Source organism: Pseudomonas alkylphenolica, assembly GCF_000746525.1.
Lineage (GTDB): Bacteria > Pseudomonadota > Gammaproteobacteria > Pseudomonadales > Pseudomonadaceae > Aquipseudomonas > Aquipseudomonas alkylphenolica.
In genome coordinates, this window is sequence record NZ_CP009048.1 from 276,066 (window position 1) to 292,902 (window position 16,837).

The following is a 16,837-nucleotide window of genomic DNA, read 5'->3' on the forward strand; positions in this document are numbered from 1 at the left end:
CGTTACTCCTGGTCGTGCCGGTTGACCCGCGCTTCCAGGCGGTTCTGCAGGTGCGCGAGAACGCTGGCCAGCACCCAGTAGATCAGTGCGGCGGCAAGGTACATAGTGAAGACTTCGAAGGTGCGCGCGGTGATCAGCTGCGCCTGGCGGAACAGCTCCGGCACCTGGATGGTCGCGGCCAGGGCGGTGTCCTTGACCAGCGAAATGAAACTGTTACCCAACGGCGGCAGCGCGGTGCGCGCCGCCTGCGGCAGGATGGCCCGGCGCATCGCCTGGCCACGGGTCATGCCGATACTGGCGGCGGCCTCCCACTGACCGCGGTCGATGGAGCCGATCGCGGCGCGCAGGATTTCACAGGCATAGGCGGCCATGTTCAGCGAGAAGCCGATCAGCGCCGCCGGTAGCGGGTCCAGTTCCAGGCCTACCTGGGGCAGGCCGTAATAGATCACGAACAGTTGCACCAGCAGCGGGGTACCGCGAAAGAACGACACATAGACCCGTGCGATCCAGCTCACCAGCTTGATGCGTGACAGGCGCATCAGGGCCAGGCCAAAGCCCAGCAGCAAGCCGAAGAACATTCCGCCGAGGCTGAGAATGACGGTGAAGTACGCGCCCTTGAGCAGAAAGGGCGCGCTGTCCAGCGCAAGCTGCAGGCTGTCTTCGATCATTTAGTCACATCGGCGCCGAAGTACTTCTCAGAGAGCTTGGCCAGGGTGCCGTCGGCGCGCAGCTTGTCCAGCGCCTTGTTGATGGCGTCGAGCAGTTCAGGCTCGCCCTTGCGCAGGGCGATACCAGCTTCCTGACGCGAGAACGCGTCACCGGCAGCGGTAGTGTCCTTGGCTTTCTTGGCGTATTCCAGAGCGGCCAGGCGGTCGATCAGGATGGCGTCGATACGGCCGACACGCAGTTCCTGGAACTTGGTCGGATCGTCTTCGTAGGTGCGCACGTCAGCGGTCGGTACATTGGCTTTGACCCACTGTTCGTAGTTGGTGCCCAGGCCTACCCCGACCTTCTTGCCGCCCAGGTCGGCAGCGGATTTGATGTTCAGCTCGGCGGCCTTTTTCGTCAGCACCAGCGCCTGAATACCGGAAACGGTGTAAGGCTCGGAGAAGTCGTACTTCTTCTTGCGTTCCTCGGAGATGGTCACCTGGTTCACCACGGCGTCCAGACGTTTGGACTCCAGGGCAGCCAGGATGCCGTCCCACTTGGTTGGCTGGATCTTCGCCTTGACCCCCAGCTCCTTGGCCAGGGCCTCTGACAGCTCCACTTCAAAACCCGACAGTTTGCCGCTCTCATCGACGAAGCTGAACGGCGGGTAGGTGCCTTCCAGGCCGATGTTGATGACACCCTTGTCCTTGATGGTTTTCAGCTGCTCGCCGGCAACCGCCTGACCGAGCAGACTGGCGCCCAGCAGCAGGGCGACGCCTGCGTTGAGAATCTGTTTACCGATTACTGTCATGACGAAGCCCCAATGTTGTTGTGTAGTGGTTGGCGACTATAGGGTGACGCTAATAGGCTTAAAAATAATATAAATTCATTTTCTTATATTATTTTCATATATGTCATTTAGCTATTCCAGACCTCAGGGTAGGCGAATAATGCCGGTGCCCCACCGGTATGCAGGAAAATCAGCGGACCGTCGTCGAATCGCTGGCGCGCAATGCCGTCGAGCAGGCCGGCCATGGCCTTGCCGGTGTACACCGGGTCGAGCAATAAACCTTCCTGGCTCGCCAGCAGGCGGATGGCGGCGAGGGTGCCGGCGTTCGGTTCGCCATAGCGTGGGGCGAAGTATTCGTCCCAGAGTTCGATCTTGAATGTCTTCGGCAGGTGGATGCCCAGCAGTTCGGCGGTACGCTCGGCCAGCCCCTCAACTTTCGGCCGTTGCGCCTCGTCGTTGCGCGACACGGTAACGCCGATCACCGGCAGCTTTGGCAATTTCTCGGCCAGGGCGATGGCAAGGCCGCTATGGGTGCCGGCGCTGCCGGAAGCGAGTACAACGCCGGCAAAGGTCTGGCCGCAGTGCTTGATCTGTTCGGCAAGTTCGAGTCCTGCACGCACATAGCCCAGTGCGCCGAGCGCGTTGGAGCCGCCGATCGGCACGATGTACGGTCTGCGCCCGCTGGCGTGCAGACGTACAGCCAGAGATTGCAGTTGCTCGTCGGCGTTGTCGAGGTTATCCACAAGCTCGACCTTGGCATCGAACAGGTCCAGTAGCAGGCGGTTGCCATTGCCTCGGTAGTTCGGTGATTCGGTGCCGATCGGGTTTTCCAGCAGCGCGACACAACCCAGGCCCAGTTGCGCAGCGAGTGCCGCGGTCTGGCGCACATGGTTGGACTGGATTGCCCCGGCGGTGACCAGGGTATCGGCGCCCTTGCTCAGGGCATCGGCAGCCAGGTATTCGAGTTTGCGCAGCTTGTTGCCGCCCAGCGCCAGCGGGGTGCAGTCGTCACGTTTGACGTAGATGTCACGGCCAGCCCAGGCCGAGAGGCGGTGCAGCTTTTCCAGCGCGGTCGGCGCGCCAAGCAGGTCCAGACGATTGAAGCGGGATAGCTGTCGGTCGATCATGGCAATACATCTGCAAGGGAAAATCCGACTATAGGCAGCCACTGGCCGACGAGCAACTCCCGGCCTTGTAAGCGAAGGTGGGAGCGATCTTCTGTGGGAGCGGGCTTGCCCCGCGATAGCGTTTTGTCAGGTCGATCGCATCGCGAGGCAAGCTCGCTCCTACCGGCTTATGCCGGTCTTATTGCGTTTTGGAATAAAGGGTTATTTTTTCTCCCCCCAGCATTTGCCGTAAAGTGAGCGTCTATCTGGCGGCCTTCTCATTCCATTATCGCCGCCGCGGCAGGAGACGTAACCGTGAGCGAAAACGCGCAGACAGGGCATTGGCAACTGCAGGGCATTGTTGCCGGCTTGCGTAGCGCCCGTGATAAGTGGCGCAGCAGCAATGGTCGCAGCAGTGGTGAGCAAGGGGGGCGCGAGCTGCCTTCGCGCGAAGCCATGCGTCACATCCTTGAGCAATTGTGCGGGGCGCTGTTTCCCATGCGCCTGGGGCCGGTGGACCTGCGCGAGGAAAGCGAAGATTTCTACGTCGGCCATACCCTCGATTCGGCCCTGACTGCCTTGCTTGCCCAGGCGCGTCTGGAACTGCGCTATGTCGCCCGTCACGGCAAGTGCAACACGGCCGACGTCGACGCCACGGCACTGCGTTTGATCCAGGACTTCGCTGCCGCGTTGCCGGAGCTGCGCAGTGTGCTCGACACTGACGTGCTGGCGGCCTTCCATGGCGACCCGGCAGCACGCAGCGTCGATGAAGTGTTGCTGTGCTACCCGGGAATCCTGGCGGTGATCCATCACCGTCTGGCCCATCACCTTTACCGTTCCGGCCTGCCTTTGCTGGCGCGGATCAGTTCCGAGCTGGCGCATTCGGCAACCGGCATCGACATCCACCCGGGTGCGCAGATCGGCAAGAGCTTCTTCATCGACCATGGCACCGGTGTGGTGATTGGCGAAACGGCGATCATCGGCGAGCGGGTACGCATCTATCAGGCCGTGACCCTGGGGGCCAAACGCTTCCCGGCGGACGAAGACGGGCAACTGCAAAAAGGCCATCCGCGCCACCCGATCGTCGAGGACGACGTGGTGATTTATGCCGGTGCAACTATTCTGGGGCGTATCACCATCGGCAAGGGTTCGACCATCGGCGGCAACGTCTGGTTGACCCGCAGCGTGGCGCCGGGCAGCAACCTGACCCAGGCCAATCTGCAGCACGATGACGGGACCCAGAAGTAACCGCAGCAGGGCTTGGATTGCGGCATTGGGTCGCATTGCGGACCCCATCCATGTTTAACTTGAACGCTTGTTCAAGTTAAAACGGTGGTCCGCTGCCGGCGTTCAACAGGAGGAAACCCTTTGCTGAACCCGTTCAATCCAAGCCTTTCCCTTCATCTCGAGGTGCACGTTTAATGGGTGCACCGAGTTCTTCAGCCAGCGGCAAGATCCGCATGAATCCGCCGGTTTTCTATTTCGCGGCGAGCTTTATCCTCATTTTCGGACTGGTGGTCATCAGCAATCCGCAAGCGGCCGGTGAATGGTTGCTGGCGGCACAGAACTGGGCGGCCAATACGGTCGGCTGGTACTACATGCTGGCGATGACGCTGTACCTGGTCTTCGTGGTGGTCACCGCCTTGTCCGGCTACGGCAAGATCAAGCTCGGTGCCGACCACGACGAACCCGAGTTCAGTTACCTGTCGTGGGCCGGCATGCTGTTCGCCGCCGGTATCAGCATTACCCTGTTCTTCTTTTGCGTTTCCGAACCCCTTACCCACATGCTCCAGCCGCCCCAGGGTGAAGCCGGAACGGTCGAGGCCGGGCGTCAGGCGATGCAGTTGCTGTTCCTGCATTGGGGCCTGCACGGCTGGGGCGTGTTCGCCTTCGTCGGCATGGCCCTGGCCTATTTCGCCTATCGTCACAACCTGCCGTTGGCCCTGCGTTCCGCGCTGTACCCGCTGATCGGCAAACGCATCAACGGACCGATCGGCTATGCGGTGGATGGCTTCGGCATCATCGCCACGGTATTCGGCCTGGGTGCGGACATGGGCTTTGGCGTGTTGCACCTGAACTCGGGCCTGGATTACCTGTTCGGCATTCCGCATACCCAATGGGTGCAGGTGGCGCTGATTACCCTGATGATGGGCGCGGCGGTTGCAGTTGCCGTGGCCGGGGTTGAGAAGGGCGTGCGGGTGATGTCCGACATCAACATGTTCCTCGCCTGCGCGCTGCTGCTGTTCGTCTTGTTCGCCGGGCCTACTCAGCACCTGTTCAATACCCTGATCCAGAACCTGGGCGACTACCTTGGCGCACTGCCGAGGAAGAGCTTCGACGTCTATGCCTATAACGAAGCCCGCGACTGGCTGGGTGGCTGGACCGTGTTCTACTGGGCCTGGTGGATTGCCTGGGCGCCCTTTGTCGGGCTGTTCATCGCGCGGATTTCGCGTGGCCGCACCATCCGTGAGTTCGTCTTCGGTGTGCTGCTGATCCCGCTGGGTTTCACCCTGGCGTGGATGTCGATCTTCGGCAACAGCGCAATGACCCAGGTGCTCGATCACGGCATGACCGCGCTAGGCCAGTCGGCCATCGACAACCCTTCGATGACCCTCTACCTGCTGCTGGAAACCTATCCATGGAGCAAGGCGGTCATTGCCGTCACGGTGTTCATCAGCTTTGTGTTTTTCGTCACCTCGGCCGACTCCGGCACCGTGGTGCTGTCGACCTTGTCCGCCCGCGGCGGCAACGCTGATGAAGACGGGCCGAACTGGTTGCGGGTGTTCTGGGGGGCGATGACCGCCCTGGTGACCATCGGCCTGTTGTTCGCCGGCAGCATCGACTCATTGAAGTCGGCGGTAGTGCTTACCTCGTTGCCGTTCTCGGTGATTCTTCTGGCAATGATGTGGGGCCTGCACAAGGCGTTTTACCTGGAGTCGCAACGGCAGATCGCGCAGATGCATTCGCTGGCGCCGTTCGCCAACTCCCGCCGCGGCCGCGGTGGCTGGCGTCAGCGCCTGAGCCAGGCGGTGCATTTCCCGTCGCGCGATGAGGTCTACCGGTTCATGGATGACGTCGTGCGTCCGGCGATTGCCGAGGTGACCGAGGTGTTCGTCGAGAAGGGCCTGAACGTCATTACCCAGGAAGATCCGAGCCATGACAACGTCAGTCTGAAGATTGGTCATGGCGAGGAGCAGCCGTTCATCTATCAGGTTCAGATGCGTGGCTATTTCACACCGTCATTCGCTTTGGGCGGGCTGGGTACCCAGGAGTTGAAAAACCGCCGTTACTATCGGGCCGAGGTGCATCTGAGCGAAGGCAGCCAGGACTATGACCTGGTGGGTTACAGCAAAGAGCAGATCATCAACGACATCCTCGATCAGTACGAGCGGCATATGCAGTTCTTGCATCTGGTGCGTTAAGCGCATCGCGGGACAAGCCCGCTCCCACAGAGGCAACATGACCCCTGTGGGAGCGGGCTTGCCCCGCGATAACCATCAAAATGGCGCATCCCCGAGAATCGTCGCCCGGTGCATCACCCGCCGCTGCGGCCGGTAGTCATCTACCGCGTAATGCTGGGTCACGCGGTTGTCCCAGAAGGCCACGTCATTCTCCTGCCAGCGCCAGCGGATGGTGAACTCCGGCCGCGTGGCATGGGCGAACAGCAATTTCAGAATCGCCTCGCTTTCCGCCTCGTTCAGCTCATTTATCTTCGTGGTGAAACCGTCATTGACGAACAGCGACTTGCGGCCGCTGACCGGGTGCGTGCGGATCACCGGGTGTGACAGCGGCGGATTGTTGCGCCGCGTCGCTTCCCAGCGTTGCAGATCCTCAGGCGTGGTGCCAAAGCGCTCCAGCGGGAACGACTTGGTGAAGTCATGGGTCGCGGTCAGTCCGTCGAGCAATTGCTGGAGCGGTGCCGACAAGGCTTCGAAGGCTGCGATACCGCTGGCCCACAAGGTATCGCCGCCGTAGGTCGGCAGTTGCTTGGCGCTGAGGACCGCACCCAATGCCGGGGTCGGCAGGAAGGTCACGTCGGTGTGCCAGATGGCGTTGTCGCGCACATCTGTCACAGCGGTGTCGAGTACCAGCACCTGCGGGGTTTCCGGCACGTTGGGGTAGATCGGGTGAATATGCAGGTCGCCAAAGCGCGCGGCAAAGTCAGCCTGTTGCTGTGGGTTGATCGGCTGGTCACGGAAGAACAGCACCTGATGCTTGAGCAGGGCCTGCTCGATGGTGTCGCGTTGTTCGTCGTTGATCGCGCGGCTGAGGTCGATACCGCTAATCTGTGCGCCGAGTGCAGTGCTCAGCGGAGTAATGGTCAGGCTCATGGCTATTCTCGATTCGTCTTCAATGACTCTGGCCGTGCCAGGGCACCAGTTTGCGCTGCAGGGCGCGCAGCCCCATTTCCAGGGCGAAGGCAATCAGTGCGATCACCAGGATGCCCAGCACCACCACATCGGTAACCAGGAACTGCGCCGCCGACTGGACCATGAAACCCAGGCCGCTGGTGGCGGCGATCAGCTCGGCAGCGACCAGGGTCGACCAGCCCACACCCAGACCGATGCGTACACCGGTGAGGATGTCGGGCAGGGCACTGGGCAGAATGACGTGGCGGATCAGCTGGGCCCGCGTGGCACCCAGCGATTGCGCCGCCCGCAGTTTGGTCGGATCGACCGTGCGCACGCCGGTGGCGGTGGCAATGGCAATCGGGGCGAAGATCGCCAGATAGATCAGCAGCACCTTCGACAACTCGCCGATGCCGCACCAGATTACGATCAGTGGCAGGTAGGCCAGGGGTGGAATAGGGCGGTAGAACTCGATCAGCGGGTCGAGAATGCCGCGGGCAATCCGGTTATGGCCGATAGCGATGCCGATCGGAATCGCCGTGGCAATCGCCGCACCCAGCGCCAGGCCGATACGTCCCAGGCTCGCGCCCAGGTGTTGCCACAGGGTCGACTCCATATAGCCTTGGGTCAGCAGCAACCAGGCTTTGGCCAGCACGGCATCGGGGGAGGGCAGGAACAACGGCTCGATCCACTCGGCCGCGGTCACCGCCCACCACAGCAGGAGCAGGGTGGCCAGAGTCAGGCCGCTGATCCAGCGGGTGCTCAGGCTGCGGCGGATCTTCACCGCCGGGGTTGACGGGCTGCTGCGTTTGGCCGCGACCGGCACTTCCAGGCTACTCATGCGAACTCCTGCCGCACGGCGGCGCTGCGTTGCGAAAACACCCGGCTCAGCACGTGCTCGCGGGTTTCGATAAAGCGCGGGTCGGACTTGATCGCCCGTGCCGACTCACCAGCGGCATAACGCTGACCGAAGTCCAACTGCAGACGCTCGACGATCTGCCCGGGATTGGGCGCCAGCAGGATCAGGTCGGTGGCAAGGAACACCGCTTCTTCGATGTCGTGGGTAATCAGGAACACCGGTTTGGCCGTGCGTTGCCAGACCTGCAGGAGTAACTCCTGCATCTGTTCACGGGTAAAGGCATCGAGGGCACCGAACGGCTCGTCCATCAGCAGCACCCGCGGATCGGCGGCCAAGGCGCGGGCCAGGCCCACACGTTGTTTCTGGCCACCGGACAATTGCCAGATGCGCCGTGTGCCGAAGTCGGCCAGGTCAACCAGGGCGAGCATTTCCCGGGCCTTGCGTTCACGCTCGGGGCGCGGCACACCCGCCAGTTCCAGGCCGAAGGCGACGTTGGCCAGCACATCCTGCCAGGGCAGTAGGGCATCGTCCTGGAACACCACGCCGCGCTCGGCACTCGGGCCTTGCACCGGCACACCGTCAAGCGTGATGCGCCCGGCGCTGGGCGCTACGAATCCGGCGATCAGGTTGAGCAGCGAGGTCTTGCCGCTGCCCGACGGGCCGAGGGCCACCAGCAACTGCTGTGGGCCCAGGCTCAGGTTGATATCGGCCAGCACCGGTTCGGCTGCGCCGGGGTACTGTGCGCTGATGCGCTCCAGTTCAAGCAATGCCATGACAAGCTCCGATCAGTTGGCGATGAACTTGGCGCTGACGTACGGCGCGTAGTCCGGCAGTACCGCTTCGACCTTGCCCTGTTCCTTGAGGAAGGTGGCGGTGTCGGTGATGGCCTGGGTAGTCGGCGCACCGAGTGCGGCAATCTGATCGGCCGCCAGCGGGAACACGTTGCCTTGCAGCAGGGCTGGAATGTCTGTGGCTTTGGCGCCGGAGAGTTTGACCAGTTTGTCGACGTTGCTCTGGTTGGCCAGCCAGGCTTGTGGATCCTTGCGGTAGTCGGCGTAGGCATCCAGGGTGACTTTGGCGAAGGCCTTGACGATTTCCGGGTGCTTGGCGGCAAAGTCCTTGCGCACGATCCAGGCATCGAAGGTCGGTGCGCCTTTCTCGGCCAGTTCGCCGGAGGTGATCAGCACCTTGCCGTTTTCCTTGGCCACACCCAGGGCCGGGTCCCAGACGTAGGTGGCGTCGATGTCACCGCGTTTCCACGCGGCGATGATCGCCGGTGGCGCCAGGTTGAGGATCTGCACCTTGGCCGGGTCGATGTTCCACTGTTTAAGCGCGGCCAGCAGGCTGTAATGACCGGTCGAAACGAAAGGCACGGCGATCTTCTTGCCGATCAGGTCCTGCGGCGAATTGATCCCGGCACCTTCGCGGGCCACCAGGGCTTCAGCGGCGCCGATCTGGGTGGCGATCAGAAAGGTTTCCACCGGCAGTTTGCGGGTCGCGGCGGCGGCCAGGGGGCTGGAACCGAGGTAGCCGATCTGCACGTCGCCCGAGGCTACCGCGGTGATCACATCGGCACCACTGTCGAACTTGCGCCAGTCGATGCTGGCCTTGCTGGCTTTTTCATAGTCGCCGTTGACCTGAGCGACTTTCGCCGGATCGACGGTGGTCTGGTAGGCAACGGTCAGGTCAGCCGCCTGAGCGAACCAGCTGGCGCCAGCCAGGGTCAGGGCGGCAAACAGGCGCAACGGAGCATGCAGGGTCATGGTGAACTCCTAGTCAGGCGAGCAGTGGGGAGATAATGGTCTGAAGACTAGATGATCTAAGAAACTTAAAATAAATAACTTTTTAGCATTAGCTTAGGAGCCAATCGCTTTAAGCTTTCAGGCGGCCTCGCGATGACGGAGGTCAAGGTCATCAGCAGCTGAAAACGAAATGATGGGTGGATGCAGCAAACACGCCAGCTCAGGCGGTCTAAAAAATTATTTGCTAATAACCTTTAGGTATTAGCTTGTGTGTCGATAACGACAGCGGAGAAAATTTCGGTGCATATTCCGTAATAATCTGAAAAATTACGAAATAAGTCTTTTTGGATTTATAGGATTGTCATTATCCTTGACCCCAAGGGCTGGCGCATTAGACCAAAGTCGTGAAATTAATAGTTACGATTGACTTGACGGTCACGCTTTGGTGCTAATCGCCAATCGACGTCGAGCAGGGCAATAGATCCTGCCGTAAGCGACACACAAGAATTAGAGACGAGAGGAGCAAAACATGTACAAGTCGACCTTGGCACTCGCCGTGGCCGTAGGGGTTCTGGCCCAGCAAGCGAATGCCGCCGGTTTCGTTGAGGACAGCAAGCTGTCGCTCAGTTCGCGGACCATGTATTTCAACAACGACAACCGTGACGGTGCTAACGATAACCGCGAGTCCGGTCAGGGCTTCAAGCTCGACTACATCTCGGGTTTCACTGAAGGTACCGTAGGTTTCGGTGTCGATGCCCAAGCGCTGTGGGGTATTCACCTGGATGGCGGTAAAGGCCACCACCCGGATAACAGCAGTTTCTTCCCAAGCGACACCGATAAGTCGGCTGAGAGCCAGTGGGGCCGTTTTGGTGCCAACGCCAAGGCACGCTTCTCCAAGACTGAAGCACACTTCGGTAGCGCTCTGGCGCCGAACCTGCCAATCCTGGTGTCCAACGACGGTCGTCTGCTGCCGCAAACGTTTGAAGGCGGTACCATTCAGTCGAAAGAAATCGACAACCTGACCCTCAATGCCGGTCAACTGACCCACGCTATGGGTCGTGCGTCGAGCAACCGTACTGGTCTGTCCGTCTCCGGCGCAACTCAGGACAGCAACAAGTTCCAGTTTGCCGGTGGCGACTGGAAGGTCACCAAAGACCTGACCTTGCAGTACTACTACTCGAACCTGGAAGACTTCTACAAACAGCACTTCCTGGGCCTGGTTCACGTCTACCCGATCGCCGAAGACCAGTCGTTCAAGACTGACCTGCGCTACTTCGACAGCAGCAGCGATGGCAAGAACGGTCAGACCGGTTATGCCTTCGACAACAACAAGGGTTTTGCCAAGAACAAGGGCGAGGTCGACAACAAGACCTGGAGCGCCATGTTCACCTATACCCTTGGCGGCCATGCCTTCCTGCTGGGTCACCAGCAGATCGGTGATGACGGTGGTTTTGTCTGGGCGAACCAAGGCGGTGTGACTAAAGACGGCACTAGCAACACAAGCACCGAAGGTAACGCTGGCGCCAGCTTCTACCTGTTCACCGACAGCATGATCAACCAGTTCGCCAAAGCCGGTGAGAACACCACTTTCGGTCAATACTCCTATGACTTCGCACGCCTGGGCGTACCGGGTCTGAAGACCTCGGTTTCCTACCTGCGCGGCGATGACATCAAGAGCGCCAAGAACGGCAGCAGCTATCACGAATGGGAACGCGATGCGCGCATCGACTACGTCATTCAGGAAGGCACCCTCAAAGGCCTGGGCGCCAGCCTGCGTCACGGCGTGTACCGCGGTGCTGGCAACGAAGCCAGTGCTGACCAGGATCAGACCCGTCTGATCTTCAACTACACTTACAGCTTCATGTAAGTCCGGTTGAAACAAGAAGCCTCGCTCGATGCGAGGCTTTTTTATGCCTGCTGGTTTATAGGTTTAAAAGTTATAAATAAATCGATATTTATTCTTTTTGTTTTTATCCCAGTACAGGCACAGTAACCCCATAACGAACCCAGCCAAGGAGCCGCACCATGAGCCTCAGACTCGGCGACATCGCCCCCGACTTCGAACAGGAATCCAGCGAAGGCAAGATTCGCTTTCATGAATGGCTGGGCAACAGCTGGGGCGTGCTGTTCTCGCACCCGGCCGACTTCACCCCGGTGTGCACCACCGAACTGGGCTTTACCGCCAAGCTCAAGGAACAGTTCGCCGAACGCGGGGTCAAGGCCATTGCCCTGTCGGTGGACCCGGTGGACTCCCATCACCGCTGGATCGAAGACATCAACGAAACCCAGAACACCATCGTCAACTTCCCGATCCTGGCCGATGCCGATCGCAAGGTTTCCGACCTCTACGACCTGATTCATCCCAATGCCAGTGACACCCTGACGGTTCGCTCCCTGTTCGTTATCGACCCGAACAAGAAGATCCGCCTGACCATTACCTACCCGGCCAGTACCGGGCGTAATTTCCACGAGATTCTGCGGGTGATTGACTCGTTGCAGCTGACCGACAACCACAAGGTTGCCACGCCGGCCAACTGGCAGGACGGTGACGAGGTGGTGATCGTGCCGTCGCTCAAGGATGAAGACGAAATCAAGCAACGCTTTCCGAAGGGTTACCGGGCGGTCAAGCCGTACCTGCGCCTGACCCCGCAACCCAATCGCTGATCTTTAGCCATAGCAGGGATTTTGGGCCGTTTCGACGGCCCTTTTTTATTGGCTGTCTGTGAAATTTGCATAGGTAATAAAGGAATAAACAAATGAAAAAATATGATTTATTGATATATGTGACGAGCTGTTAAGGTCAGTGCATTCCAGCGAGAACTCAAACTCGCGGCCTTTTAGAACACGATCAAGGATGCGCTCCAATGCTGGTTGTTTCTCTCGGTGGTAGTCCCAGTCTGCGTTCACGCTCCGGTGTGCTGCTTGAGCGCAGCCGCCAGTGGTTGCAAGGCCAGGGCGTCGAAGTGGTGACTTTCCAGGTGCGCGACTTTCCGGCCGAAGACCTGCTGCATGCGCGTTTCGACAGCCCCCGTGTGCAGCATTTTCTGCAACTGGTAGAGCAGGCCGACGGCCTGGTAGTGGCGACGCCGGTCTACAAGGCGTCGTTTGCCGGGGCCTTGAAAACCCTGCTCGACCTGCTGCCTGAGCGCGCGCTGAGCCACAAGGTGGTATTGCCCATCGCCACCGGCGGCAGCATCGCCCACATGCTGGCGGTGGATTACGCACTCAAACCGGTGTTGTCCGCACTGAAGGCCCAGGAAATTTTGCAAGGGATCTTCGCGGATGACAGCCAGATCACTTATGGCGAAGGCAATGCCGCCGCGCAACTGGCGCCGGTTCTGGAACAACGTCTGAACGAGTCGCTTGAACTGTTTCACAGTGCCCTGGCACGCCGACCGAAACCGGTCGCCCCCGGTGTACTGAATGAGCGTCTGCTCAGTGCTCGCTGGAGCATCTGAGCCGCACCACCCGATTTTCTGCAATTCCCACCTTACTCGCCCGCCAACGGGCAAGCAGGTGCAGCCTGAACCCAACAGCAAAAGGAGAGCGCTATGCGCACTGTCATTTTGCGTCGTGGTCTGGTCGCTCTGTTTGCTGCGGCTGTGTCCTTCGGCGCCATTACTCAAGCCCAGGCTGAAAGCCTGCGTATCGGTTATCAGAAATACGGCACCCTGGTGCTGCTCAAGGCCAAGGGCTCGCTGGAGAAGCGCCTGGCCGCTCAGGGCATACAGGTGCAATGGACGGAATTCCCCGGCGGCCCGCAACTGCTTGAGGGCCTGAACGTCGGCTCCATCGATTTCGGTGTAACCGGCGAAACCCCGCCGGTGTTCGCCCAGGCTGCCGGTGCTGATCTGCTGTACGTGGCCTATGAGCCGCCTGCGCCGCACAGCGAAGCGATCCTGGTGCCCAAGGGCTCGTCGATCCAGTCGGTCAAGGAACTCAAGGGCAAGAAAGTTGCGCTGAACAAAGGCTCCAACGTGCACTACCTGCTGGTGCGCGCTCTGGAAGATGCCGGCCTCAAATACACCGACATCCAGCCGGTGTTCCTGCCCCCTGCCGATGCCCGCGCCGCCTTCGAGCGTGGCAGTGTCGATGCCTGGGTAATCTGGGACCCCTATCAGGCCGCTGCCGAGCAGCAGTTGCAGGCCCGTACCCTGCGTGACGGCAAAGGCATCGTCGACAACCACCAGTTCTACCTGGCGACCAAACCCTACGCGCAGAAGCACCCTGAAGTGATCAACACCTTGGTCGAGGAAGTGCGCGCCGTAGGCGAGTGGTCCAAGGCCAACCCGCAGGAGGTCACCGACCAGGTCGCACCGTTGCTTGGCCTGCCGGCCGACATCACCCTGACCTCGGTCAAACGCCAGGGCTACGGCGCTCACTTCCTGACCCCGGACGTGGTCAGCGCCCAGCAGAAAATCGCCGACACCTTCCACACGCTCAAGCTGATTCCCAAACCATTGAGCATCAAGGATGTGATCTGGACTCCCCCGGCCAAGGTCGCTACTGCGCCTTGACGATTCGCCCATGCCGGGACGCGGTCCCGGTTTGCGTTCCCCTTAGGAGACAACTCCAATGAGCCTCAATGTTTTCTGGTTTCTTCCCACCCACGGCGACGGCCACTATCTGGGCACCGCCGAAGGTGCGCGCGCTGTCGATCACGGTTACTTGCAGCAGATTGCCCAGGCTGCCGACCGCCTGGGCTTTGGCGGCGTGCTGATTCCGACCGGGCGTTCCTGCGAGGATTCCTGGCTGGTCGCGGCATCGCTGATACCGGTGACTCAGCGTCTGAAGTTTCTGGTCGCGCTGCGTCCGGGCATCATCTCGCCGACTGTGGCGGCACGTCAGGCCGCAACCCTGGACCGGCTCTCCGGCGGCCGGGCGTTGTTCAATCTGGTCACCGGTGGTGATCCGGAAGAGCTTTCCGGTGACGGCCTGTTCCTCAGTCACGAAGAGCGCTACCAGGCGTCGGTGGAGTTCACCCGCATCTGGCGTCGGGTACTGGAAGGCGAAACCGTCGATTACGACGGTCAGCACATCCAGGTCAAAGGCGCCAAGCTGCTCTATCCACCGATCCAGCAGCCACGTCCGCCGCTGTACTTTGGTGGCTCTTCGGAGGCAGCACAGGATCTTGCCGCCGAGCAGGTCGAGCTGTACCTGACCTGGGGTGAGCCGCCGGAAGCGGTTGCCGAGAAGATCGAGCAAGTTCGTGCCAAGGCCGCCAAGCAAGGCCGCAGCGTGCGCTTCGGTATTCGTCTGCATGTGATTGTGCGCGAAACCAATGCCGAGGCCTGGCAGGCCGCCGAACGCCTGATTTCCCATCTGGACGACGACACCATCGCCCGCGCCCAGGCGTCACTGGCGCGCTTTGATTCGGTGGGCCAGCAGCGCATGGCCGCACTGCACGGCGGCAACCGTGACAACCTGGAAGTCAGCCCCAACCTCTGGGCCGGGGTCGGTCTGGTGCGTGGCGGTGCCGGTACGGCGCTGGTGGGCGATGGGCCGACCGTGGCGCAGCGGGTCAAGGAATATGCCGCACTGGGCATCGATACCTTCATCTTCTCCGGTTATCCACACCTGGAAGAATCCTACCGGGTGGCGGAGCTGCTGTTCCCGCATCTGGATGTGGAGCGCCCGGAACTGCCGAAAAGCGGTGGTTACGTGAGCCCCTTCGGCGAGATGGTTGCCAACGACATCCTGCCCAAATCCGCAGCACAGCGCTGAGGACCTGGCCATGAGTCGAGCATCCACTCCCTGGCCGCAGCGCCTGGCGCCCTGGGCGCTGCCGCTGTTGCTGTTGTCGGTCTGGCAATTGGCAGTCAGCGTCGGCTGGTTGTCGACGCGCATCCTGCCGGCACCAAGCGCGGTGTTCAGCGCCGGTGTCGAACTGGTGCGCAGCGGCGAAATCTGGACCCACCTGGCAATCAGTGGCTGGCGCGCCGCGCTGGGCTTCCTGATCGGTGGCGCAATCGGCCTGGCCCTGGGCTTTATCACCGGTCTGTCGAAATGGGGCGAACGCCTGCTCGACAGCTCGGTGCAGATGATCCGTAACGTTCCGCACCTGGCGCTGATCCCGCTGGTGATTCTGTGGTTCGGCATCGATGAGTCGGCGAAGATTTTCCTGGTGGCTCTGGGCACCCTGTTCCCGATTTACCTCAATACCTACCACGGCATCCGCAACGTCGATCCGGCGCTGGTGGAGATGGCCCGCAGCTATGGCTTGTCCGGCTTCGAACTGTTTCGCCAGGTGATTCTGCCCGGTGCTTTGCCTTCGATCCTGGTTGGTGTGCGCTTCGCCCTGGGCTTTATGTGGCTGACTCTGATCGTTGCCGAAACCATTTCGGCCAACGCCGGCATCGGCTACCTGGCGATGAATGCCCGTGAGTTTCTGCAGACCGACGTGGTGGTGCTGGCGATTGTTCTTTATGCCGTGCTCGGCAAGCTTGCCGACCTGGCCGCGCGGGGCCTTGAGCGGGTCTGGCTGCGCTGGCACCCGGCCTATCAACCGACCCGGGGAGAGGGCGCATGACCATCCTCAAAGAACCACCCGCACGGCTATTGCGCGGCATACCGCTGGCGGCGCACAACCTGCAGAAAACCTTTGGCCAGCGCCAGGTACTGCGTGACATCGACCTGCATATTCCTGCCGGACAGTTCGTCGCGATCGTCGGGCGTAGCGGTTGCGGTAAAAGCACCCTGTTGCGTTTGCTCGCGGGGCTCGACCAGCCTACTGGCGGCGAGCTGCTGGCAGGTTCGGCGCCATTGAGCGAGGCACGCGAAGACACCCGGCTGATGTTCCAGGAAGCGCGGCTGTTGCCGTGGAAAAAGGTGATCGACAACGTCGGCCTGGGCTTGTCCGGCAACTGGCGACCACAGGCGTTGCAAGCCCTGGAGGCAGTCGGTCTGGCCGAACGTGCCAACGAGTGGCCGGCGGCGCTGTCGGGCGGGCAAAAGCAGCGCGTGGCCCTGGCCCGTGCCTTGATCCACCAGCCGCGTCTGTTGTTGCTCGATGAACCGTTGGGCGCGCTGGATGCCCTGACCCGTATCGAGATGCAGCAATTGATCGAGCGGCTCTGGCGGCAGCACGGCTTCACCGTCTTGCTGGTGACCCACGATGTCAGCGAAGCGGTTGCCGTCGCAGACCGGGTGATTCTCATCGAAGACGGTGAAGTGGGCCTGGACCTGATCGTCGACCTGCCGCGCCCTCGTGTGCGTGGCTCCCATCGCCTGGCGGCGCTGGAAACCGAAGTTCTCAACCGCGTTCTCTCGGTGCCGGGTGCACCGCCTGAGCCGGAACCCGTAGCACCTTTGCCAACGCAGCTGCGTTGGGCTCATTGACCTGA

General features: G+C 61.0%; 16 protein-coding genes. 9 read left to right on the forward strand and 7 right to left on the reverse strand.

Annotated features, from left to right (window positions below):
* Positions 1–2: 2 nt before the first annotated feature.
* The 3 genes from tcyL to PSAKL28_RS01270 form a co-directional block, all read right to left on the reverse strand.
* Positions 3–668, reverse strand: a complete 666-nt coding sequence (gene tcyL / locus PSAKL28_RS01260) for a cystine ABC transporter permease (RefSeq protein WP_051939131.1) — start codon at positions 666–668, stop codon at positions 3–5.
* Positions 665–1,459 (reverse strand): cystine ABC transporter substrate-binding protein, encoded by a 795-nt coding sequence (tcyJ, locus tag PSAKL28_RS01265; RefSeq protein WP_038605568.1) that lies wholly within the window; start codon positions 1,457–1,459, stop codon positions 665–667. Before tcyJ ends, tcyL begins: the two co-directional genes overlap by 4 nt.
* A gap of 107 nt (positions 1,460–1,566) precedes the next feature.
* Positions 1,567–2,565: a D-cysteine desulfhydrase gene (locus tag PSAKL28_RS01270; RefSeq protein ID WP_038605571.1), complete on the reverse strand. Its 999-nt coding sequence runs from the start codon at positions 2,563–2,565 to the stop codon at positions 1,567–1,569.
* A 294-nt stretch (positions 2,566–2,859) separates the two neighbouring features.
* Between PSAKL28_RS01270 and epsC the strand changes: the two genes are divergently transcribed.
* Together epsC and betT are read left to right on the forward strand one after the other, a co-directional pair.
* Positions 2,860–3,792 (forward strand): serine O-acetyltransferase EpsC, encoded by a 933-nt coding sequence (gene epsC / locus PSAKL28_RS01275; RefSeq protein ID WP_038605573.1) that lies wholly within the window; start codon positions 2,860–2,862, stop codon positions 3,790–3,792.
* Between the two features lie 173 nt (positions 3,793–3,965).
* Positions 3,966–5,966, forward strand: a complete 2,001-nt coding sequence (gene betT / locus PSAKL28_RS01280) for a choline transporter BetT (protein ID WP_038605575.1) — start codon at positions 3,966–3,968, stop codon at positions 5,964–5,966.
* A gap of 75 nt (positions 5,967–6,041) precedes the next feature.
* On the opposite strand, the gene tauD is transcribed toward betT, so the two are convergent.
* Genes tauD through tauA form a run of 4 tightly spaced genes read right to left on the reverse strand, consistent with a single transcriptional unit; the run spans position 6,042 to position 9,515 of the window.
* Positions 6,042–6,875, reverse strand: a complete 834-nt coding sequence (tauD, locus tag PSAKL28_RS01285; RefSeq protein WP_038605577.1) for a taurine dioxygenase — start codon at positions 6,873–6,875, stop codon at positions 6,042–6,044.
* Between the two features lie 19 nt (positions 6,876–6,894).
* Positions 6,895–7,734 carry a taurine ABC transporter permease TauC gene (gene tauC, locus PSAKL28_RS01290; RefSeq protein ID WP_038605579.1) on the reverse strand — a complete coding sequence of 280 codons (840 nt, stop codon included), beginning with the start codon at positions 7,732–7,734 and terminating at the stop codon, positions 6,895–6,897.
* On the reverse strand, positions 7,731–8,525 hold the full coding sequence (gene tauB / locus PSAKL28_RS01295) for a taurine ABC transporter ATP-binding subunit (RefSeq protein WP_038605582.1): 795 nt from the start codon (positions 8,523–8,525) through the stop codon (positions 7,731–7,733). Before tauB ends, tauC begins: the two co-directional genes overlap by 4 nt.
* A gap of 12 nt (positions 8,526–8,537) precedes the next feature.
* The gene (gene tauA, locus PSAKL28_RS01300) at positions 8,538–9,515 is read right to left on the reverse strand and encodes a taurine ABC transporter substrate-binding protein (protein ID WP_038605585.1); all 978 of its coding nucleotides are present in this window, start codon (positions 9,513–9,515) and stop codon (positions 8,538–8,540) included.
* A 508-nt stretch (positions 9,516–10,023) separates the two neighbouring features.
* On the opposite strand from tauA, the gene PSAKL28_RS01305 reads away from it, so the two are divergent.
* The 7 genes from PSAKL28_RS01305 to ssuB all read left to right on the forward strand — a co-directional run bounded on the left by PSAKL28_RS01305 (position 10,024) and on the right by ssuB (position 16,832).
* Complete coding sequence (locus PSAKL28_RS01305) at positions 10,024–11,361, forward strand: OprD family porin (RefSeq protein WP_038605588.1); 1,338 nt, start codon at positions 10,024–10,026, stop codon at positions 11,359–11,361.
* A 158-nt stretch (positions 11,362–11,519) separates the two neighbouring features.
* Positions 11,520–12,158, forward strand: a complete 639-nt coding sequence (locus PSAKL28_RS01310) for a peroxiredoxin (RefSeq protein WP_038605590.1) — start codon at positions 11,520–11,522, stop codon at positions 12,156–12,158.
* 200 nt (positions 12,159–12,358) lie between these two features.
* On the forward strand, positions 12,359–12,952 hold the full coding sequence (ssuE, locus tag PSAKL28_RS01315) for an NADPH-dependent FMN reductase (RefSeq protein ID WP_038605593.1): 594 nt from the start codon (positions 12,359–12,361) through the stop codon (positions 12,950–12,952).
* Positions 12,953–13,045: 93 nt separating this feature from the next.
* Complete coding sequence (locus PSAKL28_RS01320; protein ID WP_038605595.1) at positions 13,046–14,011, forward strand: sulfonate ABC transporter substrate-binding protein; 966 nt, start codon at positions 13,046–13,048, stop codon at positions 14,009–14,011.
* A 58-nt stretch (positions 14,012–14,069) separates the two neighbouring features.
* Entirely contained in the window at positions 14,070–15,218 is a 1,149-nt protein-coding gene (gene ssuD, locus PSAKL28_RS01325; protein WP_038605598.1) for an FMNH2-dependent alkanesulfonate monooxygenase, read from the forward strand.
* A 10-nt stretch (positions 15,219–15,228) separates the two neighbouring features.
* Positions 15,229–16,023 (forward strand): aliphatic sulfonate ABC transporter permease SsuC, encoded by a 795-nt coding sequence (ssuC, locus tag PSAKL28_RS01330; RefSeq protein WP_038605601.1) that lies wholly within the window; start codon positions 15,229–15,231, stop codon positions 16,021–16,023.
* Positions 16,020–16,832 carry an aliphatic sulfonates ABC transporter ATP-binding protein gene (gene ssuB, locus PSAKL28_RS01335; protein ID WP_038605604.1) on the forward strand — a complete coding sequence of 271 codons (813 nt, stop codon included), beginning with the start codon at positions 16,020–16,022 and terminating at the stop codon, positions 16,830–16,832. The genes ssuC and ssuB overlap by 4 nt, the downstream gene beginning before the upstream one ends.
* The last annotated feature ends 5 nt before the right edge of the window (positions 16,833–16,837 follow it).

What these genes read in the sequence shown, in the direction of transcription:
- tauB (WP_038605582.1), bottom strand. Translation starts at nt 8,525, where the DNA reads ATGGCATTGCTTGAACTGGAGCGCATCAGCGCACAGTACCCCGGCGCA.
- ssuC (WP_038605601.1), top strand. Translation starts at nt 15,229, where the DNA reads ATGAGTCGAGCATCCACTCCCTGGCCGCAGCGCCTGGCGCCCTGGGCG.
- ssuB (WP_038605604.1), top strand. Translation starts at nt 16,020, where the DNA reads ATGACCATCCTCAAAGAACCACCCGCACGGCTATTGCGCGGCATACCG.
- tcyJ (WP_038605568.1), bottom strand. Translation starts at nt 1,459, where the DNA reads ATGACAGTAATCGGTAAACAGATTCTCAACGCAGGCGTCGCCCTGCTG.
- ssuE (WP_038605593.1), top strand. Translation starts at nt 12,359, where the DNA reads ATGCTGGTTGTTTCTCTCGGTGGTAGTCCCAGTCTGCGTTCACGCTCC.
- ssuD (WP_038605598.1), top strand. Translation starts at nt 14,070, where the DNA reads ATGAGCCTCAATGTTTTCTGGTTTCTTCCCACCCACGGCGACGGCCAC.
- tauC (WP_038605579.1), bottom strand. Translation starts at nt 7,734, where the DNA reads ATGAGTAGCCTGGAAGTGCCGGTCGCGGCCAAACGCAGCAGCCCGTCA.
- PSAKL28_RS01305 (WP_038605588.1), top strand. Translation starts at nt 10,024, where the DNA reads ATGTACAAGTCGACCTTGGCACTCGCCGTGGCCGTAGGGGTTCTGGCC.
- tauD (WP_038605577.1), bottom strand. Translation starts at nt 6,875, where the DNA reads ATGAGCCTGACCATTACTCCGCTGAGCACTGCACTCGGCGCACAGATT.
- tauA (WP_038605585.1), bottom strand. Translation starts at nt 9,515, where the DNA reads ATGACCCTGCATGCTCCGTTGCGCCTGTTTGCCGCCCTGACCCTGGCT.
- betT (WP_038605575.1), top strand. Translation starts at nt 3,966, where the DNA reads ATGGGTGCACCGAGTTCTTCAGCCAGCGGCAAGATCCGCATGAATCCG.
- tcyL (WP_051939131.1), bottom strand. Translation starts at nt 668, where the DNA reads ATGATCGAAGACAGCCTGCAGCTTGCGCTGGACAGCGCGCCCTTTCTG.
- PSAKL28_RS01320 (WP_038605595.1), top strand. Translation starts at nt 13,046, where the DNA reads ATGCGCACTGTCATTTTGCGTCGTGGTCTGGTCGCTCTGTTTGCTGCG.
- PSAKL28_RS01310 (WP_038605590.1), top strand. Translation starts at nt 11,520, where the DNA reads ATGAGCCTCAGACTCGGCGACATCGCCCCCGACTTCGAACAGGAATCC.
- PSAKL28_RS01270 (WP_038605571.1), bottom strand. Translation starts at nt 2,565, where the DNA reads ATGATCGACCGACAGCTATCCCGCTTCAATCGTCTGGACCTGCTTGGC.